Origin of the sequence: Ramlibacter aquaticus (genome assembly GCF_015159745.1) — a bacterium.
In the GTDB taxonomy this organism is placed as follows: domain Bacteria; phylum Pseudomonadota; class Gammaproteobacteria; order Burkholderiales; family Burkholderiaceae_C; genus Ramlibacter; species Ramlibacter aquaticus.
The window spans coordinates 100899-121320 of the sequence record NZ_JADDOJ010000001.1 but is presented as its reverse complement, the minus strand read 5'-3'; the positions used below and the strand labels follow the sequence as shown (position 1 = coordinate 121320).

At 64.8% G+C, this 20422-nt stretch carries 18 protein-coding genes; 1 reads left to right on the top strand and 17 read right to left on the bottom strand.

Going from position 1 to position 20422, the window contains the following annotated elements; translation table 11 throughout:
* From IM725_RS00605 to IM725_RS00525, 17 genes are all read right to left on the bottom strand, one after another.
* The coding region (locus tag IM725_RS00605; protein WP_407692489.1) for a type IV pilus assembly protein FimV at positions 1–407 on the bottom strand (407 nt) is incomplete at its 3' end.
* Positions 408–558: 151 nt separating this feature from the next.
* Positions 559–1932 carry an ISL3 family transposase gene (locus IM725_RS00600; protein ID WP_193778614.1) on the bottom strand — a complete coding sequence of 458 codons (1374 nt, stop codon included), beginning with the start codon at positions 1930–1932 and terminating at the stop codon, positions 559–561.
* Positions 1929–5057, bottom strand: a complete 3129-nt coding sequence (locus IM725_RS00595) for a type I restriction endonuclease subunit R (protein WP_193778613.1) — start codon at positions 5055–5057, stop codon at positions 1929–1931. The genes IM725_RS00600 and IM725_RS00595 overlap by 4 nt, the downstream gene beginning before the upstream one ends.
* Entirely contained in the window at positions 5054–6400 is a 1347-nt protein-coding gene (locus tag IM725_RS00590) for a restriction endonuclease subunit S (RefSeq protein WP_193778612.1), read from the bottom strand. Before IM725_RS00590 ends, IM725_RS00595 begins: the two co-directional genes overlap by 4 nt.
* Positions 6397–8232 (bottom strand): type I restriction-modification system subunit M, encoded by a 1836-nt coding sequence (locus tag IM725_RS00585; RefSeq protein WP_193778611.1) that lies wholly within the window; start codon positions 8230–8232, stop codon positions 6397–6399. The genes IM725_RS00590 and IM725_RS00585 overlap by 4 nt, the downstream gene beginning before the upstream one ends.
* A gap of 394 nt (positions 8233–8626) precedes the next feature.
* The gene (gene asd / locus IM725_RS00580; protein WP_407692488.1) at positions 8627–9763 is read right to left on the bottom strand and encodes an aspartate-semialdehyde dehydrogenase; all 1137 of its coding nucleotides are present in this window, start codon (positions 9761–9763) and stop codon (positions 8627–8629) included.
* A gap of 86 nt (positions 9764–9849) precedes the next feature.
* On the bottom strand, positions 9850–10941 hold the full coding sequence (leuB, locus tag IM725_RS00575; protein WP_193778609.1) for a 3-isopropylmalate dehydrogenase: 1092 nt from the start codon (positions 10939–10941) through the stop codon (positions 9850–9852).
* A 63-nt stretch (positions 10942–11004) separates the two neighbouring features.
* Positions 11005–11655, bottom strand: coding sequence for a 3-isopropylmalate dehydratase small subunit (leuD, locus tag IM725_RS00570; protein ID WP_193778608.1), 651 nt, complete (start codon positions 11653–11655; stop codon positions 11005–11007).
* Complete coding sequence (locus tag IM725_RS00565; protein ID WP_193778607.1) at positions 11655–11783, bottom strand: entericidin A/B family lipoprotein; 129 nt, start codon at positions 11781–11783, stop codon at positions 11655–11657. Before IM725_RS00565 ends, leuD begins: the two co-directional genes overlap by 1 nt.
* Positions 11784–11797: 14 nt before the next feature.
* Entirely contained in the window at positions 11798–13219 is a 1422-nt protein-coding gene (leuC, locus tag IM725_RS00560) for a 3-isopropylmalate dehydratase large subunit (protein WP_193778606.1), read from the bottom strand.
* Between the two features lie 105 nt (positions 13220–13324).
* Positions 13325–14635, bottom strand: coding sequence for a citrate synthase (locus IM725_RS00555; protein WP_193778605.1), 1311 nt, complete (start codon positions 14633–14635; stop codon positions 13325–13327).
* Between the two features lie 18 nt (positions 14636–14653).
* Entirely contained in the window at positions 14654–14941 is a 288-nt protein-coding gene (locus IM725_RS00550; protein ID WP_193778604.1) for an FAD assembly factor SdhE, read from the bottom strand.
* Positions 14942–14947: 6 nt separating this feature from the next.
* Positions 14948–15652, bottom strand: coding sequence for a succinate dehydrogenase iron-sulfur subunit (locus tag IM725_RS00545; RefSeq protein ID WP_193778603.1), 705 nt, complete (start codon positions 15650–15652; stop codon positions 14948–14950).
* A 52-nt stretch (positions 15653–15704) separates the two neighbouring features.
* Complete coding sequence (gene sdhA / locus IM725_RS00540) at positions 15705–17513, bottom strand: succinate dehydrogenase flavoprotein subunit (protein WP_193778602.1); 1809 nt, start codon at positions 17511–17513, stop codon at positions 15705–15707.
* Between the two features lie 5 nt (positions 17514–17518).
* Positions 17519–17884 carry a succinate dehydrogenase, hydrophobic membrane anchor protein gene (gene sdhD, locus IM725_RS00535; RefSeq protein WP_193778601.1) on the bottom strand — a complete coding sequence of 122 codons (366 nt, stop codon included), beginning with the start codon at positions 17882–17884 and terminating at the stop codon, positions 17519–17521.
* Between the two features lie 29 nt (positions 17885–17913).
* Positions 17914–18354, bottom strand: a complete 441-nt coding sequence (gene sdhC, locus IM725_RS00530) for a succinate dehydrogenase, cytochrome b556 subunit (RefSeq protein WP_193778600.1) — start codon at positions 18352–18354, stop codon at positions 17914–17916.
* 115 nt (positions 18355–18469) lie between these two features.
* Complete coding sequence (locus IM725_RS00525; RefSeq protein WP_193778599.1) at positions 18470–19249, bottom strand: GntR family transcriptional regulator; 780 nt, start codon at positions 19247–19249, stop codon at positions 18470–18472.
* Positions 19250–19408: 159 nt separating this feature from the next.
* Between IM725_RS00525 and IM725_RS00520 the strand changes: the two genes are divergently transcribed.
* Positions 19409–20395, top strand: coding sequence for a malate dehydrogenase (locus IM725_RS00520; RefSeq protein WP_193778598.1), 987 nt, complete (start codon positions 19409–19411; stop codon positions 20393–20395).
* Positions 20396–20422: the final 27 nt, after the last annotated feature.

Sequence of the window (20422 nt, the reverse complement as noted above, 5' to 3'; positions counted from 1 at the left end):
GCCTGGGCCTGCAGCGGCTGGGCAGGGCGCTGCGACGGCGGATCGAACAGCAGGGTGTAGTCGCGGGTGATGCGGCCACCGGTCCAGCTGGTTTCCAGGACGAGGTCGATGAAGGGGTCGTTCACGGCGCGCGGGCTGCGCAGCACCAGCAGGGGACGCCCGTCGGGGCGGCGCTCCAGCGTGATGGTGACGGTGCCCAGGGCGGGGTTGTAGTCCAGCCCATGCGCCCGGAAGGTGTCCGGCGTGGCCACGTCGGTACGCAGCGAGGCCAGCTCATCCGGCGTGATGTCGGTGATGTCGACCTCGGCGCGAAGCGGTTCGCCCAGGGCGGACTTGACCGTCACGCGGCCCAGCCCGAGTGCGAACGCTGGCGAGGTGGAGAAGCCCAACAGCAGCGCTGCCGCCACTGCCAGGGTTTTGGTGTTCCAGCGTGGTGCGCAAGCCGCTTGCGTCGTCCCCGTCGCTTGGTCAGCAAGCCGTTTTTTTGGGTATCCGGAATCCCGTGTGGGAAGACAACAACCAGGGACTGGGTCTTCTTGACCAGTCCGGTGTTGGATCTCAGTCGAAGTGGCCTTCTTCGAGAAGGCGGCAGAGTGTTGGAATGTGCGGGCCGTACTCGACCTTGCGTTCCTCGATCACCTCGTGAAGCACGGGCCGCTTCTTCGGCCCCGCTCCCGCGAGGAACTCCGCAGTGAAGCCTCCTGAACCTCCGCCCGCAGCCGGCTTGCGGGACTTCGTTCTGACCACGCCAGAGGTTGGCTTGCGAGCCTCCTGGTCGAACAGGAGTCGAGCCCTGATCACATCGAAGCTGTAGCCGCGTCCCATGCGGTTCACGTCCTTGGCCAGTCGGTTGACGCTTTCAGTATAGGCATTGGTCACCGGGTAGTCGTAGATGTTGAAGATCTCCTGCCACCAACTGTTCAGTGCGCCGGCCGTCTCACGGAACTCGGTGGCGATCAGTGGGCTGAGCCTTGTCAACCAAGCTCGCCCCTCTGCTTCTGCCGCCTTGCGATTGGGCTGGTCGTAGATGGCATAGAACCCTTCCTTAGCCTCGTGAGCCAGGGCCAGTGCAGGGTAGAGCTTTGACCAGGCCTGGAGCTTTTCCTTCTCCTCGTCTGTCAGCTCATGTAGCCGCTTGAGCAGCACGAAGCGCTCGTTCTTCATCTTGATCCGTGTCTTCGGCTCAAGCTCGCGGCGGATGCGCTTGCGGATGCGCTCGATCGCATCGTTGGCCATTCGAACGACGTGGAACTTGTCCACCACCACCGGCCGTCCTGGCAACTGTGCAGCGACTACCTGTCGGTACACGCTCCACATGTCCATCGTCACGACCTCGATGTTCTTCTTGTCGCGAAGATCCTTGAAGTAGGCCAGAAGCTCGACCTTGCGCCTCGTCTTGAGGAGATCGAAGACCGAGTTCTTCTCGATGTTGGTCAGCATGCAGCGGTACTCACCGACGATCTTCAACTCGTCGATGCCCAGCACCCGCGGCACCTCGTACACGACGGTCTGTTGCGTGCGAGCCGTGTAGTCATCGAACACGTGCCGGATGGTCTTGTCGTCGACGCCAACCTCTCGTGAGACTTCGGCGAAGGTGCTCTGGATGCAGCGCTGCTCTATGTAGGCCACCAGGCGACTGGTCATCTGCCGCTTGCCGTCCATTGAGGGCAGTGAGTCCAGCAAGGTCTTGCCACATGCCGTGCAGCGGAAGCGCTTTCGCTCGAAACTGAGTTCGACGCGCTTGCCGTGCATCGGCGTGTCCATGAACGACTGCAGCTTCGTCCCGTGACGATGCAACGCCTCGTTGCCGCAGTGCGGGCACGTGGTGGGCTCCACGCCACCGATCGCCGAGATGACGTAGTGGGTCTCGTGCTGTTGCACGCCCACCGCACGAACGTGCGGCAGGTTCAGGATGTCGGTGTGCTGGTTCACGATGGCGCCGCTGCGCCGGACGCCTTCTCTCGCAGGCCCTCCCACAGTTTGCCAGCGCCTAGCAGCACATCCTTCATGTCAGCGCGGAGCTTTTCGGACTCCAGCGCCTGCTTGCTCATCGCGGTGTGCGCCGTCAGCGCATCCATGACTGCCCCGAGGATCTCGTTAGCCAAGTCGGGCGAGGCGGCGAACTGCTCCTTGGTGTTGTTTGCCGCCTGCTCCTGGAGCTTGTCTGACTCCATGAGCTTGCCCTTAATCACGTCGTTGACGTAGACAAGCTTGTCGTTGGGCGTCAGGTCGCCCTCGAACAGGTCGTTGACCTTGGCGATCAGTTCGGACAGCGCCACCTTGGTCTTGTCCTGCACCTGCCCGCCGCCTGTGTCGGTGGTCGGGTCGATCTTCACAGCATCACCCGAGCCCAGGTTCAGGGTCGGATCACCCATGCTCTTGATCGTGTACGCCGTGAGCTTCAGCGCCGACAGGTCCACGCCATCGCGTTCGCGCCCGTACGTCAGCAGTGGGTGCAGCAGCCGGAAGAAGATTGATCGCTTCTCGACGTCGGTGTTGCCGTAATCGAAGATCTGCGACAGGAAGCCGTAGAGGCGAACGTAGGCGGCGATGTCGTTCTTGAAGAGGATCAGCGAGTCCATCGTGTCCTTCGCTGCCTTGGCCTTCATCTCGTCATCGCCGGCGGCCTGGAACGCCTTCTTGGACGTCGCGAACGCTGTAAGAAGCCTGTTTGCCACCGGAAGCAACGCGGCATCCAGTTCCGAGGTCTTCGCCCTCTTGCCCTTGATGGCCACGTTGACCACGCGATCCACCTCGTAGGTGTCGTACAGCGCCTGACCGTCGAGCTTGGCCTTCAGTTCGTGCACGAGGTACGGATCTGTCACGCCGGACAGCTCGGCTGTCTCGTAGTAGGGCTTGAACGAGGCCAGTATGTCGGCCGGGTCGTTCACGAAGTCGACCACATAGGTCTGGTCCTTGCCCGGGTAGCAGCGGTTCAGGCGAGACAGTGTCTGCACGGCCTGGATGCCTGCCAGCCGCTTGTCCACGTACATCGCGCACAGCAGTGGCTCGTCAAAGCCCGTCTGGAACTTGTTGGCGACCAGCAGCAGTTGGTAGTCGCCACTTTTGAAGGCCTCCCGGATGCCTTGCCCTCCGAGCCTCGGGTTCAGGTCCTTGCTGTTCTCGGTGAATGGGTCGGTTCCGCTTTCCGGGTCGATCACCTCACCGGAGAAGGCAACCAGCGCTTCGATCTTGTAGCCGTTGTCGGCGATGTACTTGCGTGTCGCCTTCTGCCAGCGCACCGCTTCCCTGCGGCTGGCTGTGACAACCATCGCCTTGGCCTGGCCATCCAGCAGCCCGGCTACGTGCTTGCGGAAGTGCTCGATCACGACCTGGACGCGCTGCGCAATGTTGTACTCGTGCAGTCGAACCCACCCCATGATCCCCTTCATGGCCTCGGACTGGTCGACCTCTTTGGAGTCGATGGTCTTGCCGTGATGCGCCAGCGAGAACGCCACCTTGTACGAGGTGTAGGTCTTAAGCACGTCCAGGATGAAACCTTCCTCGATCGCCTGACGCATCGAGTAGACGTGGAAGGGCTGCGGAATGTTGTCGGGCGCGGGCGGGCGCTTCGGGTCGGGCCGCGTGCCGAAGAGCTGAAGCGTCTTCTCCTTGGGCGTCGCTGTAAAGGCAACGTAGGTGATGCCTGCGTCCTCTCCGCCAGCCTTGGCCGCCATCTGGGCCGCCAGGATGTCCTCGGCCGTCACATCGCCGCCGTCCTGCAACTCGGCCAGATCGGCTGCGCTGAGCACAAGCTTGAGCTTCGCCGCCGTCTCGTTCGTCTGCGAGGAATGCGCCTCGTCGGCGATCACTGCAAAGCGCTTGCCCTTGCTGGCGGCCAGCTTGCGCACCTCCTCCAGCGCGAAGGGGAAGGTCTGGATCGTGCACACCACGACCTTCTTGCCGGCTGCCAGTGCCTCGGCCAGTTCCTTGCTCTTGCTGGCTCCCTCGCCTGTGATGACGGCAACCACGCCTTGCGTGCGCTCGAAGGCCATGATCGCCTCGCGCAACTGGTCGTCCAGCACCGTGCGGTCGGAGATCACGATCACCGTGTCGAAGACCTTCTGGTCGTTCGCGTCGTGCAGGTCGGCCAGGAAGTGCGCTGTCCAGGCGATCGAGTTGGTCTTGCCCGAGCCGGCCGAGTGCTGGACCAGGTACTTGCCACCGGGGCCTTCCGCGGTCACGGCCGCCACGAGCTTGCGGGTGACAGTCAGCTGGTGGTAGCGCGGGAAGATCCAGCCGACAAGCTGCTTCTTGGTGTTCTTCACCGGCACCAGATAGCGACCGAGGATCTGCAGGAAGCTGTCGCGCTGCCAGACCTCGCGCCACAGGTAGTCAGTGGCTATGCCAGCCTTGGGTGGGTTGCCGGCACCACCGACGTTGCCCTGGTTGAAGGGCAGGAAGTTCGTGTCCAGGCCGGCGAGGCGCGTAGTCATGGCCGCCTCGGTGTTGCTCACCGCGAAGTGCACCAGCGCCCCGCCTGGGAAGGCCAGCAGCGGCTCGGACGCGTTCTTGGGCTTGAAGACGGGCTCGCGGTCGGTCTTGTACTGGTAGATCGCGTCCTGCACGCTCTGCGTGTAGTGGCTCTTCAACTCGCAGGTGGTCACCGGGATGCCGTTGAGGAACAGAACCAGGTCGATGCTGTTCTCGTGATGGACCGAGTAGTGCACCTGCCGCACCACCCGCAGGCGGTTGGCGGCGTACCGGGCCTGCAAGTCGGCGTTCATGCCCAGCGCTGGCTTGAACTGGCACATGGCGATCGGGTGCTTGAGGCCGATCATGTCGAAGCCGAAGCGAAGCACGGACACCGTGCCCTGGGTGTCCAGGGCCTTGCGCAGGCGTTCGGCGACGACCTTGGGCGCCGCGTCGCCGTGGGTCTTCTCGATCGTCTCCCAGGTCTTGGGCTGGCTGGACTTCAGCCAGCCCACCGCGTCATCCACGAACAAGGCTTGAGTCCGGTCGTAGCGAGCGGCGTCGCTGGCATCGTGCAGCCAGCCGGCGGAGGCCAAGTCAGCGCAGATCTCGTCCTCGAAGTGGACTTCCTTGTGAACGCTCATGCGCCAGCACCTTCTGGTTGAGGCGCGAGGCCGCGCACGTCGATCTTGCCGGTTACAGCGGCTGAGATGAGCGCAGCGCGGCGCTCCATAAGCAGTTCGACCCCAGCTTCAGCCTCGACGATCAAAGCTTCAAACCTCGCTGTACTTGCATCAACGTGTTCGAGGATCAACCGCTGCTCGTCTAGCGGGGGAACCGGTACTCCAATCGACTTCAGCGTGTCCCAACCGATTGCAGCACGGTGAGCCAGTATCCCGTTCCCAAACGACTGAGCGTAAGTTTGGAACGTTCGATGCGCAAAGATGCGGAGTGCGAACCGAGTCTCCACCATCTCATCGATCGGACGAAGCACGATATAGACGGGACTGCAGACACCATTGAGATTAGACAGTCCAAACGAGCCGATCCCGTAATTCATGCTGTTGATGACGATGTCGCCAGCCGCCACCAGCTTGCACTTGCTCAGGTCTTCAGGAGCCTTGTTGCCGACGTCGCCCTTTTCCGCATAAGGGATGACGCCGACATTAGCCATGAGCGACAAGTAGTCACTGCAGGCGGCCCCGTCGTTTTTCGCCGTCTTCTCAGACACGATCGCCCGGCAAGGAAGAACCTGCCAGTGGGCCGGCACCTCACCCAGCCACTCCACCTCCGATTCCTTCATCGGCACGTTCGGGTCGAGGCCCTTGGTTACGGCCTGCGAGATCACCGCCTGGCGCTTCTCCTTGAGCAACTCGATCAGGCGCTTCTGCTCTTCGACCAGGGCGTCGATCTTGGCGGTCTCGCGGTCAAGGAAGTCGGCGATGGTTTGCTGTTCTTCGGCAGGCGGAAACGGCAGCTCGACGTTGTCGAGCGCGTACTGACCTAGACCCACACGCGTCAGCCCGTTTGCAGTGACCTCGAACTTAGCCTTCGCATAGATCGAGTCGAACAGACGCTTCACGAAGGCACCGCACGTCTCGCCTCTGGGGCGAACCATCGATAGGTGATAGCCGCACACCACTCCAGGTAGGTCCTTCGGTACGTATGCCGCGATGGCAATGTCGTCAGCCGTCTCAGAGTCCTTGGTGACGATCGTGTCACCACCCTTAAGCGTGAATCGCACGATCTGCTCCTCAGAGGCCGTTGCCTCCATGAAGGGCATATCGGCCGTGATGCGCTCGTTGTAGTAGACGTCCGTGTAGTTGCACAACCGCACAGGCGGCTCGTCGTCGCGCGCATGCTTGTCGACGTTGCTCGGAAAGACCTCGCACGTGTGCTTAAGGCGAAGAACCTTCCAATGCTGGGGCACTTCTCCAAGCCACTCCACCGCAGATTGCCGGTAGACCGGGTACCTCGGGAAACTCATGCCGAGAGCCCTTCGATCATCGCCTTGATGCGGTCAGTGACCTTCTTCAAGTCTGCGTCGATTTCGGTCAGTTCGCGAGGCGGTTCGAAGACGTAGAAGTGTCTGTTGAACGCAATCTCGTAACCGACTTTGGTCTTCTCGTGGTCGATCCAGGCATCGGGCGCGTGGGGCAGCACCTCGCGCTTGAAGTAGGTTTCCACGTCCTCCGATAGTGGCACGTTCTCGGTGTCGCGCAGGCTGCTGTCGGGCTGCGGCTTGCCCTTGGCTTTGCCCTTCTCGAACAGCACGGGTTGGCCTTTCTCGTCGCGCAGCGGGCGCTCCACAGTGATGGTGCGGTAGCCGAAGTCCTCGTTCTGGAAGATGCGCGAAATCGGCACCGTCTTGACCTTGCCGCCCTTCGGAGCCGTGGGCAGCGGCTCACCGTCCATTAGCACCTGGCGGCTTGCTTCCTTGCCGTCGACGTCCAGCACGGTGACGAGGCTGGCCTCGATGAAGTCGCCGAAGAGCTTTGTCACCATCGCGATGTGCTCGTCGCTCATCTCCTTGCGCTTGCTACCCAGGGTCTTGCGCATCTTCTGCCAGAAGCTGCTGGCGTCGATGAGCTGCACGTAGCCCTTGCGGTCGTCCGGCTTGCGGTTGCTCAGCACCCAGATGTAGGTGCTGATGCCTGTGTTGTAGAACATGTCGGTGGGCAGCGCGACGACGGCTTCCACCAGGTCGTTCTCCAGCACGTGGCGCCGGATCTCCGACTCGCCCGAGCCGGCACCGCCGGTGAATAGAGGCGAGCCGTTGAGCACGATGCCGATACGGCTGCCGCCCTGCTTCTCGGGCCGCATCTTGCTCAACAGGTGCAGCAAGAACAGGAGTGAGCCGTCCGACACACGAGGCAGGCCGGGACCAAAGCGGCCGTTGTAGCCCTGCTTCTCGTGCTCCTCGCGGATGACCTTCTCGATCTTCTTCCACTCCACTCCGAAGGGCGGGTTGGAGAGCATGTAGTCGAACAGCTTGCCGAGAAGGCCGTCCTCGCTCAGGGTGTTGCCCAGGACGATGTTGCTGATGTCCTGTCCACGGATCAGCATGTCGGCCTTGCAGATGGCGTGCGACTCTGGGTTCAGCTCCTGGCCGAAGAGGGTCAGCCGGGCCTTGGGGTTCAGCTCGAACAGGTACTCGCCCGCGACGCTCAGCATGCCGCCGGTGCCGGCCGTGGGGTCGTACATCGTGCGCACCACGCCTGGCTTGGTGAGGGCCTCGCCGTCCTCGATGAACAGCAGGTTCACCATCAGCCGGATCACCTCGCGTGGGGTGAAGTGCTCACCGGCAGTCTCGTTGGAGAGTTCGGCGAACTTGCGGATCAGCTCCTCGAATACCAGCCCCATCTGGACGTTGTCCACGCTATTGGGGTGGAGATTGATGGCCGAGAACTTCTCGGTTACGAGGTACAGCAGCTTGGCCTTGTGCAGACGCTCGACGGTGGCCGCGAAGTCGAAGTGCTCGAAGATCGAGCGCACGTCCGGCGCGAAGCCCTGGATGTAGCTGTCGAGGTTGGCGCGGATGTTGTCTTGGTCGCCCATGAGCTTGCCCATGTCCAGCGACGAGACGTTGTAGAAGTCGAGGCCAGTCTTGCGCTTGACGAAGGGCTCGAATGCGATGCCGGCCTTCTGCTTGTCAGCGTGCTCCTTGAGCGCCGCCTCCTTCGTAGGGGCCAGTACGCAGTCCAGGCGGCGCAGCACAGTGAAGGGCAGGATGACGCGGCCGTACTCGCTTTGCTTGAAGTCGCCGCGCAGAAGGTCGGCCACCGACCAGATCAGGGATGAGAGGGCTTGCTGGTTCATGTGCGCTGTTCTGCTTATGCCTCGTCACAGGGCGAGACTGCTCCCTTGGTTGTCTTAGGCGCCACACACGCCATTCCGACTTACGGAGCGGAAGCATAGCAGCTTCGCACACACAAAATTCCGATCTACGGAAAAGAAATCGGCCCTCGATCTGAGAGCCGTTCCAACACGCCGTTCCGGATACCCGTTTTTTTCTCATGATGATGCGCACGAACCCCCGACGCTGATATGCGAAAAGGACCATAACATCAATGTTTTAGGCTGACAAGCTGAGACAGACTTTAACTTTGGAGCCGGCTGCTTCCGCCCCTTTACACTCTCAGGCTTGTTGTGACGCGACAACGTCCTGTAACCAGGGATGACAGGACGTCGTCGGCCCCGCGCGGGGCTGAACTCAGGCTTCCAGCAGGATGCGCAGCATGCGCCGCAGCGGCTCGGCCGCGCCCCACAGCAGCTGGTCGCCGATGGTGAAGGCGCCCAGGTACTCCGGCCCCATGGCCATCTTGCGCAGCCGGCCCACCGGGATGCCCAGGGTGCCGGTCACGGCCACCGGGGTCAGGTCCTTCAGGGTGGCTTCGCGGGTGTTGGGCACCACGCGCACCCATTCGTTGTCGGCCGCGATCATGGCCTCGATGTCGGCCAGGGGCACGTCCTTCCTGAGCTTGAAGGTCAGCGCCTGGCTGTGGCAGCGCATCGCGCCCACACGCACGCAGAAGCCGTCCACCGGCACGGCCGGGCTGACGAAGCCCTCGCCCTGGCCCAGGATCTTGTTGGTCTCGGCGCCGGCCTTCCACTCCTCGCGGGAGGTGCCGTTGCCCAGGTCCTTGTCGATCCAGGGGATGAGCGAGCCGCCCAGCGGCACGCCGAAGTTCTCGGTCTCGGCGGCGCCCATGGACTGCTGGCGGGCCAGCACCTTGCGGTCGATCTCCAGGATGGCCGACTTCGGGTCGTCCAGCAGGGCGCGGACCTCGGCATTCAGGGTGCCGAACTGGGTCAGCAGTTCGCGCATGTGCTGCGCGCCGCCGCCGGAAGCCGCCTGGTAGGTCATGCTGGACATCCACTCCACCAGCCCGGCCTTGTAGAGCGCGCCCACGCCCATCAGCATGCAGCTCACGGTGCAGTTGCCGCCGATCCAGTTGCGCCCGCCCTGGGCCAGCGCGTTCTTGATGACCGGGCTGTTCACCGGGTCCAGCACGATGACCGCATCGTCCTTCATGCGCAGGGTGGAGGCGGCGTCGATCCAGTGGCCGGTCCAGCCCGCGGCGCGCAGCTTGGGAAATACCTCGGTGGTGTAGTCGCCGCCCTGGGCCGTGAGGACGATGTCGCACTGCCGCAGCGCCTCGATGTCGAACGCGTCCTTCAGGGTGGACTCGTTCTTCGCCATCTTCGGCGCGGTGCCGCCGGCGTTCGAGGTCGAGAAGAAGATCGGTTCGATGAGGGCGAAGTCGCCCTCTGCCTGCATGCGGTCCATGAGGACCGAGCCGACCATGCCGCGCCAGCCGACCAGGCCGACACGGGGTTGTGCGTTCAAGGAAGTCATCGTCATCGCCTTTCTGTTGGATCCCGTGGTCCCCGGCTCGTCAGGGCCGGGGCAGGCGCGCGACGAACCGGAGCTTGCTAGCCCTTGGTAATTTTCGTGGTGGTGATCGCGGCCACGACGGCGTCACCCATCTCGCGGGTGCCGACGCGGGTGCTGCCTTCCGACCAGATGTCCCCGGTGCGCAGCCCGGAAGCCAGCACGTGCTTCACCGCCCGCTCAATGCGGCCGGCGGCGTCAGGCTGGTTCAGGGTGAATCGGAGCATCATGGCAGCGGACAGTATTGTAGCCAAAGGATTCGCCACGCCCTTGCCGGCGATGTCCGGCGCGCTGCCGTGGCTGGGCTCGTACAGGCCCTGGCCGCTCGCGTTCAGGCTGGCCGAGGGCAGCATGCCGATGGAGCCGGTGAGCATCGCCGCCTCGTCCGAGAGGATGTCGCCGAACATGTTGCCCGTGACCACCACGTCGAAGAACTTGGGCTGCTTGACCAGCTGCATGGCCGCGTTGTCCACGTACATGTGGTCCAGCGTCACGTCGGGGTAGTCCTTGCCGACCTCGGTGACCACGTCCTTCCAGAGCTGGAAGGTCTCCAGCACGTTGGCCTTGTCCACGCTGGTGACGTGCTTGTTGCGCTTGCGTGCGGCCTCGAAGGCGACGCGGGCGATGCGCTCGATCTCCGGACGCGAGTAGCGCATGGTGTCGAAGGCCTCCTCGGCGCCGGGGAAGTGCCCGTCCAGCGCCGTTCGGCGGCCGCGCGGCTGGCCGAAGTAGATATCGCCGGTCAGCTCGCGGATGATGAGGATGTCCAGGCCGGCGACCAGCTCGGGCTTGAGGCTGGAGGCGGACACCAGCTCGTCGTAGCAGATCGCGGGGCGGAAGTTGGCGAACAGGCCCAGGTTCTTGCGCAGGCCCAGCACCGCCTGCTCGGGACGCAGCGGGCGGTCCAGCTTGTCGTACTTCCAGTCGCCCACGGCGCCGAACAGCACGGCGTCCGCTTCCTTCGCGAGCTTGAGCGTGGACTCGGGCAGGGGGTGGCCATGCGCCTCGTAGGCGGCGCCGCCGACCAGGGCGGTCTCCATCTCGAACTTCAGGTCCAGGACGTTCAGGACCTTCACCGCCTCGGCGACGATCTCGGTGCCTATGCCGTCACCGGGGAGGATGGCGATCTTCATTCTCGTGTCTCTCAAAAGGCGGGGGCCCGGCACAGCGGGCCCCCAGGTTCGGTCGGAGGGCGTTCAGCCCGGCAGCACGTGCGCCAGCCAGGGCTTGGTGGCCAGGCGCTGGGCTTCGAAGGCCTGGATCTTGTCCTTCTGCCGCAGCGTCAGCCCGATGTCGTCCAGGCCGTTGATGAGGCAGTACTTGCGGAAGGCCTGCACCTCGAAGGGCAGCTCGCGGCCCTGGGGCGTGACCACGGTCTGGCGCGCCAGGTCGATGGTGAGCTCGTAGCCGGGCGTCACGGCGACCTCGTCGAACAGCTGCGCCACCTGCGACTCCGGCAGCACGATGGGCAGCAGGCCGTTCTTGAAGCAGTTGTTGAAGAAGATGTCGGCGTAGCTGGGCGCGATGATGGCGCGAAAGCCGTACTGGTCCAGCGCCCAGGGGGCGTGCTCGCGCGAGGAGCCGCAGCCGAAGTTGCGGCGCGCCAGCAGCACGGACGCGCCCTTGTAGCGCGGCTGGTTCAGCACGAAGTCGGGGTTCGGCTTGCGGCTGGCCGGGTCCTGGCCGGGGTAGCCCGGGTCCAGGTAGCGCCATTCGTCGAACAGGTTGGGGCCGAAGCCGGTGCGCCGGATGGACTTCAGGAACTGCTTCGGGATGATCGCGTCGGTGTCGACGTTCTCCCGGTCCATCGGGGCCACCAGCCCCTTGTGGATCGTGAATTGCTGCATTACTTCTTGGCCGCGCTTTCGATGGCCGATCCGGCCTTCTGCACGTCCTGGCCCATGCCGCGCATGGTGTTGCAACCGGCGAGGACGAAGGTGATGGTGATGGCAAGCAGGGTGGCGATCTTCTTCATGCGGCTCTCCTCGTTCAGGCGTATTGGCGGATGTCGACGAAATGGCCATGCACCGCCGCGGCGGCGGCCATGGCCGGGCTGACCAGGTGGGTGCGGCCGCCAGCGCCCTGGCGGCCTTCGAAGTTGCGGTTGCTGGTGGAGGCGCAGCGCTCGCCCGGCTCCAGCCGGTCGGCGTTCATCGCCAGGCACATGGAGCAGCCCGGCTCGCGCCACTCGAAGCCCGCGGCCTTGAAGATATCGTGCAGACCCTCGCGCTCGGCCTGCTCCTTGACCACGCCGGAGCCCGGCACCACCATCGCGACCTTGATGTTCTTGGCGACCTTCTGGCCCAGGCGCTTGACCACGGCGGCGGCCTCGCGCATGTCCTCGATGCGGCTGTTGGTGCAGGAGCCGATGAACACCTTGTCGACGTAGATGTCGTTCAGCGGCTTGCCCGGCTCCAGGCCCATGTAGGTCAGGGCGCGCTCGATGGCGCCGCGCTTGGTGGCGTCCTTTTCCTTGTCGGGGTCGGGCACGCGGGCGTCGATGCCCAGCACCATCTCGGGCGAGGTGCCCCAGGTCACCTGCGGCACGATGGCCGTGGCGTCCAGTTCGACCACGGTGTCGAAGTGCGCGCCCGGGTCGGAATGCAGCGTCTTCCAGTAGGCGACGGCGTGGTCCCACTCGACGCCGGTGGGCGCCAGCGGGCGGCCCTTGACGTAGTCCAGGGTCTTGTCGTCCACGGCCACCAGGCCGGCACGGGCGCCGGCCTCGATCGCCATGTTGCAGACGGTCATGCGGCCTTCCATGGACAGGCCGCGGATCGCGGAGCCCGCGAACTCGATGGTGTAGCCGGTGCCGCCGGCGGTGCCGATGCGGCCGATGATGGCCAGCACGATGTCCTTGGCGGTGACGCCGGCGGCCAGGCGCCCCTCGACCTTCACCAGCATGTTCTTCGCCTTGCGGGCCAGCAGGGTCTGCGTGGCCATCACGTGCTCGACCTCGCTGGTGCCTATGCCGTGCGCCAGCGCGCCGAACGCGCCGTGGGTGGAGGTGTGCGAGTCGCCGCAGACCACGGTCATGCCGGGCAGGGTGGCACCCTGCTCGGGGCCGATCACGTGCACGATGCCCTGGCGCTTGGACAGGAAGGGAAAGTACGCCGCCGAGCCGAACTCCGCGATGTTCTTGTCCAGCGTGGTGATCTGTTCCTTGCTGATCGGGTCGGCGATGCCGTCGTAGCCGCGCTCCCAGCCGGTGGTGGGCGTGTTGTGGTCGGCGGTGGCGACGATGGAGCTGATGCGCCAGACCTTGCGGCCGGCGACGCGCAGCCCCTCGAACGCCTGCGGGCTGGTCACTTCGTGCACCAGGTGGCGGTCGATGTAGAGGATGGACGTGCCGTCCTCCTCGGTGTGGACGACGTGTTCGTCCCAGATCTTGTCGTAGAGCGTCTTGGCCATGTAACCCGTGATTTTAGGTCGCAATGGAAACTGCCCGCCAGGCGGGGGGCCGGCATGAAAAAAGGCCCGCCGGTGGGCGGGCCTTTCGGGGCCGGAAGGGGCCGTTCAGCGTTGGGCGAGCGGCTGCACGTCGCGGCGGGCGGAGCCGGTGAACAGCTGGCGCGGGCGGCCGATCTTGTACTCCGGGTCGCCGATCATCTCGTTGAGCTGGGCGATCCAGCCCACGGTGCGGGCCAGCGCGAAGATCGCGGTGAACAGGCTGACCGGGATGCCGATCGCGCGCTGCACGATGCCGGAGTAGAAGTCCACGTTCGGGTAGAGCTTGCGGGAGACGAAGTATTCGTCTTCCAGGGCGATCTTCTCCAGCGCCTGGGCCAGCTTGAGGATGGGGTCGTTCTCCACGCCCAGGTGGCCCAGCACCTCGCGGCAGGTCTCCTGCATCAGCTTGGCGCGCGGGTCGTAGTTCTTGTACACGCGGTGGCCGAAGCCCATCAGCTTGACGCCGGAGTTCTTGTCCTTGGCCTGCTTGATGAAGTCGCCGATCTTGTCAATGCCGCCGTTTCGCTGGATGTCCTCCAGCATGTTCAGCGCGGCTTCGTTGGCGCCGCCGTGGGCCGGGCCCCAGAGGCAGGCCACGCCCGCGGCGATGGCCGCGAAGGGGTTGGTGCCGGAGGAGCCGCACAGGCGCACCGTGGAGGTGGAGGCGTTCTGCTCGTGGTCGGCGTGCAGGATGAAGATGCGGTCCATGGCGCGCACCAGCACGTCGTCGGGCTCGTAGTCCTCGCAGGGCGTGGCGAACATCATCTGCATGAAGTTGGCCGTGTAGCTCAGCTTGTTCTTGGGGTACATGTACGGCTGGCCGGCGCTGTACTTGTAGGCCATGGCGACCAGCGTGGGCATCTTCGCGATCAGGCGGATCGCGGAGATCTCGCGGTGCTCGGGATTGTTGATGTCCGTGCTGTCATGGTAGAAGGCCGACAGGGCGCCCACCAGGCCGGTCATGACGGCCATCGGGTGCGCGTCACGGCGGAAGCCGCGCAGGAAGAACTGCATCTGCTCGTTGACCATGGTGTGGTGGGTCACGCGGCTGACGAATTCGGTCTTCTGCGTCTCGTTGGGCAGTTCGCCGTTGAGCAGCAGGTAGCAGGTCTCGAGGAAGTCGCACTGGGTCGCCAGCTGCTCGATCGGGTAGCCGCGGTACAGCAGTTCGCCCTTGTCGCCGTCGATGTAGGTGATGGCGGACTGGCAGGAGGCCGTCGACATGAAACCCGGGTCGTAGGTGAACATGCCGGTCTGTGCATACAGCTTGCGGATGTCGATCACGTCCGGGCCGATGCTGCCTTGATAGACCGGCAGGTCGACGCTGGGGCCGCCGTTGCTGAACGACAGCGTGGCTTTGTTGTCGGCGAGTTTCATCTCAGTTTTCCTCAAAAATCAGGGGCCAGGTGGGCGAGCCGCGGGCTCCCGCAGCATCGCCAGCACTTGCAGTACGTCACCCGTGGCCAACTCGCCCTCGGGCTCCCGGCGGCGCAGCAACAGGTCGAGCAGGTCGTTGTCCGCCAGGTTCATCAATTCATTCAGGGCCGCCGCCTGCCTGACGCTGAGGCTGGCGGTGTGCCGCTCGAAAAAGCGCTCGATGAACAGGTCATTTTCCAGCAAACCGCGCCGGCAGCGCCAACGCAGCTTGCTGAGCTCCCGCTCGCCGATGAGCTCCGCGTCCATCGGCCCTCAGACGGCCCGGCGGACCATCAGCTCCTTGATCTTGCCGATCGCCTTGGTCGGGTTCAGGCCCTTGGGGCAGACGTCGACGCAGTTCATGATCGTGTGGCAGCGGAACAGCCGGTACGGGTCTTCCAGGTTGTCCAGGCGGTCGGCGGTGGCCTCGTCGCGGCTGTCGGCGATGAAGCGGTAGGCCTGCAGCAGGCCGGCCGGGCCGACGAACTTGTCCGGGTTCCACCAGAAGCTGGGGCAGCTGGTCGAGCAGCTGGCGCACAGGATGCACTCGTACAGGCCGTTCAGTTCCTCGCGCTCCTCGGGCGACTGCAGCCGTTCCTTCTCGGGCGGGATGTTGTCGTTGACCAGGTAGGGCTTGATCGAGTGGTACTGCTTGAAGAACTGGGTCATGTCCACGATCAGGTCGCGGATGACCGGCAGGCCGGGCAGGGGCTTGAGGACGATGGGGTCCTTCAGCGTGCGCATGTTCGTCAGGCAGGCCAGGCCGTTCTTGCCGTTGATGTTCATGGCGTCGGACCCGCACACGCCTTCGCGGCAGGAGCGGCGGAAGGACAGGCTGGGGTCCTTGGCCTTGAGCTTCATCAGCGCGTCGAGCAGCATGCGCTCGTTGCCCTCGAGTTCGATCTCCACCGTCTGCATGTACGGCTTGGCATCCTTCTCGGGGTCGTAACGGTAGATCTGGAAAGTGCGTTTTTGCATGGAAGTGCTCGATTCGAATCTAGTCGCAGGCGATGGTTCGGGCTAGTACGTACTAGAACGTACGCACCTTGGGCGGCACGCTGTCCACCGTCAGCGGCTTGAGCTTGACGGGCTTGTAGTCCAGGCGGTTGCCCTCGCTGTACCAGAGCGAGTGCTTCATCCAGTTGGCGTCGTCGCGGCCCAGCGGTGCGACCGGGTCGTCGGCCGGGCGCTCGTAGTCGCTCACGGTGTGGGCGCCACGGCACTCCTTGCGGGCGGCGGCGGACACCATGGTGGCCTGCGCGCACTCGATCAGGTTCTCGACTTCCAGCGCCTCGATGCGGGCGGTGTTGAACACGCGGGACTTGTCCTTGAGCGCGATGGAACCCACGCGCTCGCGGATGTCGGCGATCTTGGCCACGCCCTCGTCCATGCTGGCCTGGGTGCGGAACACGCCCGCGTGGCGCTGCATGGTGGCGCGGATGTCATTGGCGACGTCCTGTGCGTACTCGCCGGAGTTGCCGGCTTCCAGGCGGTTCAGGCGCTCCAGCGAGCGGTCGGCGGCGTCGGCCGGCAGGGGCTTGTGGTTCTTGCTGCCCTTGGCGAACTCGACGATGTGGTTGCCGGCCGCGCGGCCGAACACCAGCAGGTCCAGCAGCGAGTTGGTGCCCAGGCGGTTGGCGCCGTGCACCGACACGCAGGAGCACTCGCCCACGGCGTAGAGGCCGTTGACGATGGCGTTGTTGTCGCCGCCCTTCTGGATCACGACCTGGCCGTTGATGTTGGTCGGGATGCCGCCCATCTGGTAGTGGATGGTGGGCACCACCGGGATCGGTTCCTTGGTGATGTCCACGTTGGCGAAGTTCACGCCGATCTCGTACACCGAGGGCAGGCGCTTGTGGATGGTCTCCGCGCCCAGGTGGTCGAGCTTGAGCAGCACGTAGTCCTTGTTGGGACCGCAGCCACGGCCTTCCTTGATCTCCTGGTCCATGGAGCGGGAGACGAAGTCACGCGGGGCCAGGTCCTTCAGGGTGGGCGCGTAGCGCTCCATGAAGCGCTCGCCATTGCTGTTCAGCAGGATGGCGCCCTCGCCGCGGCAGCCTTCGGTCAGCAGCACGCCCGCGCCGGCCACGCCGGTCGGGTGGAACTGCCAGAACTCCATGTCTTCCAGCGGGATGCCGGCGCGCGCCGCCATGCCCAGGCCGTCACCGGTGTTGATGAAGGCGTTGGTGGAGGCGGCGAAGATGCGGCCCGCGCCGCCGGTGGCCAGCAGCGTGGTCTTGGCTTCCAGGATGTGCAGGTCGCCGGTTTCCATCTCCAGGGCCGTCACGCCCACCACGTCGCCGTCGGCGTCGCGGATCAGGTCCAGCGCCATCCACTCGACGAAGAAGGAGGTCTTGGCCTTGACGTTCTGCTGGTACAGCGTGTGCAGCATCGCGTGGCCGGTGCGGTCGGCCGCGGCGCAGGCGCGCTGCACCGGCTTCTCGCCGTAGTTGGCGGTGTGGCCGCCGAAGGGGCGCTGGTAGATGGTGCCGTCCGGGTTGCGGTCGAAGGGCATGCCCATGTGCTCCAGGTCGTACACGACCTTGGGCGCTTCACGGCACATGAATTCGATCGCGTCCTGGTCGCCGAGCCAGTCGGAGCCCTTGACGGTGTCGTAGAAGTGGTAGTGCCAGTTGTCCTCGGACATGTTGCCCAGCGAGGCGCCGATGCCGCCCTGGGCAGCCACGGTGTGCGAGCGGGTCGGGAAGACCTTGGACAGCACGGCGACGTTCAGGCCGGCACGGGAGAGCTGCAGCGAGGCGCGCATCCCGGAGCCGCCGGCACCGACGATGACGACGTCGAACTTGCGGCGGGTGATGGAGTTGGCGGTGTAGGACATTCGGTTCAAAGCCTCCAGAGCACCTGGATGGCCCAGCCTGCGCAGCCGACCAGCCAGACGATGGTGAAGACCTGGGCAGCCAGGCGGATGGCGACGGGCTTGATGTAATCCATGAAGACGTCCCGCATGCCGACCCACACGTGCCACAGCAGCGCGGCGATCACGGCAAAGGTCAGGACCTTCATCCACTGGGCGGCGAAGATGCCGGCCCACTTGTCGTAGCCGATGGGGCCGCGCGAGAGCAGAACCTGCGCCAGCACCACGAGGGTGAAGAGCGCCATCAGGATGGCGGTGACGCGCTGGCTGAGCCAGTCGCGCAGGCCGTAGTGCGCGCCGACGACGATGCGCTTGGAGCCGTAGTTGACGGACATGGTGTTGTTGCCTTCTCGGGTTCTCGTTGTCAGTACAGGCCGAACAGCTTGGCGCCCAGCACCAGGGTGAGCAGCACGCTCAGGGCCAGCGTCGCCTTGGCGGTGTTGGCGCCGAATTCCTTGTTCACCGCATCGTGGCTCATGTCCATCCAGAGGTGGCGAACGCCGGCGATGATGTGGTGCAGGAAGGCCCAGATCAGGGCCAGGGCCACCAGCTTCACCAGCACGCCGGGCACGAAGCCCAGGCCGCTGTTGAAGGCGGCGCGAAAGCGCGCGAACGAGATCTCGGACGACAGCGAGGTGTCGAACATCCAGATGATGAAGGGCATCAGCAGGAACATCAGCACGCCGCTGACGCGATGCAGGATGGAGACCCAGCCGGCCGCGGGAAGGCGGTAGCTCGGCAGGTCGGAGATCGCGTTGATGTTGCGGAATTCAGGCCGCTTCGTGGCTGGGGTGGCAGTGGTCATGGAAGGCTTTCGATTCGGAAGGCTCGTGTTCTTGTTGCGCGGACAGCCCAAAATTCTATTGCAACGCAACAAGCTGACACCAGCTTTGCAGCATTCTTTCGGTTCGCGCTCGGGTTCAACTCAGCTCATTGCGGTAATGGTGTGTCTCCGTGCGGTAGAGGCCACGGCGCAGTTCCATGGGCGTGTCGTTGTACGTGTACGCGATGCGTTCCACCGACAGCAGAGGCGTGTGCTCGGCCACCCCGAGCAGCGCGGCCTGCTGCGCATCGGCCGCCACCGCGCGGATCTTCTCTTCCGCGCGCACCATGCGCACGCCGAATTCGATCTCGAACATCGCATAGGTCGGGCCATGGTAGCCCGCCATCTGCTCGGCGCTCAGGCCCTTGAACGCGACCCCTGGCAGCCACAGGTCTTCCAGGATGGTGGGCTCGCCGTCGAAGGAGAGCACGCGCCGCACCTGCACCACCGGGTCGCCGGTGCGCAGGGCCAGCGCGCGCGCCACCTCGGCGCCGGCGCGCACGCGCTTGCACTCGACCACGTTGCGCTGGGCCGGGCCCTCGGCATCGCGGTCGCCGGCATCGGGCACCAGCTTCAGGAAGCGGTACTGCACGTGCTGCTCGGCATGGGTGGCCACGAAGGTGCCCTTGCCCTGGCGGCGCACCACCAGGTTCTCGGCCGCCAGCTCGTCGATCGCCTTGCGCACGGTGCCCTGGCTCACGCGGTAGCGCGCGGCCAGGTCCATCTCGCTGGGAATGGCTTCGCCCGGCTTCCATTCGCCGGCCTGCAGGCTTTGCAGGATCAGCCCCTTGATCTGCTGGTACAGCGGGCTGAAGGCGGGCGTGCCGGCCTCCGGGAAGGACGGCTGCTCGGGCGGGGCGGAGGGCGGGACGGCCATGGTGCGAAGCCGCCAATCATATCTTATATAAGACATAAGACAAATTGACCCGCGAGGGTTTTCACGGGTACACTCGAGGGCTGTCACCCGTGGTGTCGCAGCACCCTGCACGCGGCCTGCACCCGACCCGTTTTCCAACCTTTCCATTCGGAGATTTCCATGAGCAAGAAGCCCGTCCGCGTTGCTGTCACTGGCGCCGCCGGCCAGATCGGTTATGCCCTGCTGTTCCGCATCGCCTCCGGCGAAATGCTGGGCAAGGACCAGCCGGTGATCCTGCAACTGCTGGAGATCCCCGACGAGAAGGCCCAGAAGGCGCTCAAGGGCGTGATGATGGAGCTCGAGGACTGCGCATTCCCGCTGCTGGCCGGCATGGAAGCCCACGCCTCGCCCGAGACCGCCTTCAAGGACACCGACTACGCCCTGCTGGTGGGCGCCCGCCCGCGCGGCCCCGGCATGGAACGCGCCGACCTGCTGGCCGCCAACGCCCAGATCTTCACCGCCCAGGGCAAGGCCCTGGACAAGGTCGCCAGCCGTGACGTCAAGGTGCTGGTGGTCGGCAACCCCGCCAACACCAACGCCTACATCGCGATGAAGAGCGCGCCCAGCCTGCCGCGCGAGAACTTCACCGCCATGCTGCGCCTGGACCACAACCGCGCCGCCTCGCAGATCGCTGCCAAGACCGGCGGCAAGGTCGGCGAGATCGAGAAGCTGACGGTGTGGGGCAACCACTCGCCCACCATGTACGCCGACTACCGCTTCGCCACCATCGGCGGCAAGAGCGTCAAGGACCTGATCAACGACCAGGTATGGAATGCCGACGTGTTCCTGCCCACCGTGGGCAAGCGCGGCGCCGCCATCATCGAGGCGCGTGGCCTGTCGTCCGCCGCCTCCGCGGCCAACGCCGCCATCGACCACATGCGCGACTGGGCCCTGGGCTCCAACGGCAAGTGGGTCACCATGGGCGTGCCCTCCAACGGCGACTACGGCATCCCCAAGGACGTGATGTTCGGCTTCCCGGTCACCACGGCCAACGGCAAGTACGAGATCGTCAAGGGCCTCGAGATCGACGCCTTCAGCCAGGAGCGCATCAACAAGACGCTCAAGGAACTGCAGGACGAGCAGGCTGGCGTCGCCCACCTGCTGTAAACCGAGCAGCACGCGCCACCCGCGCCC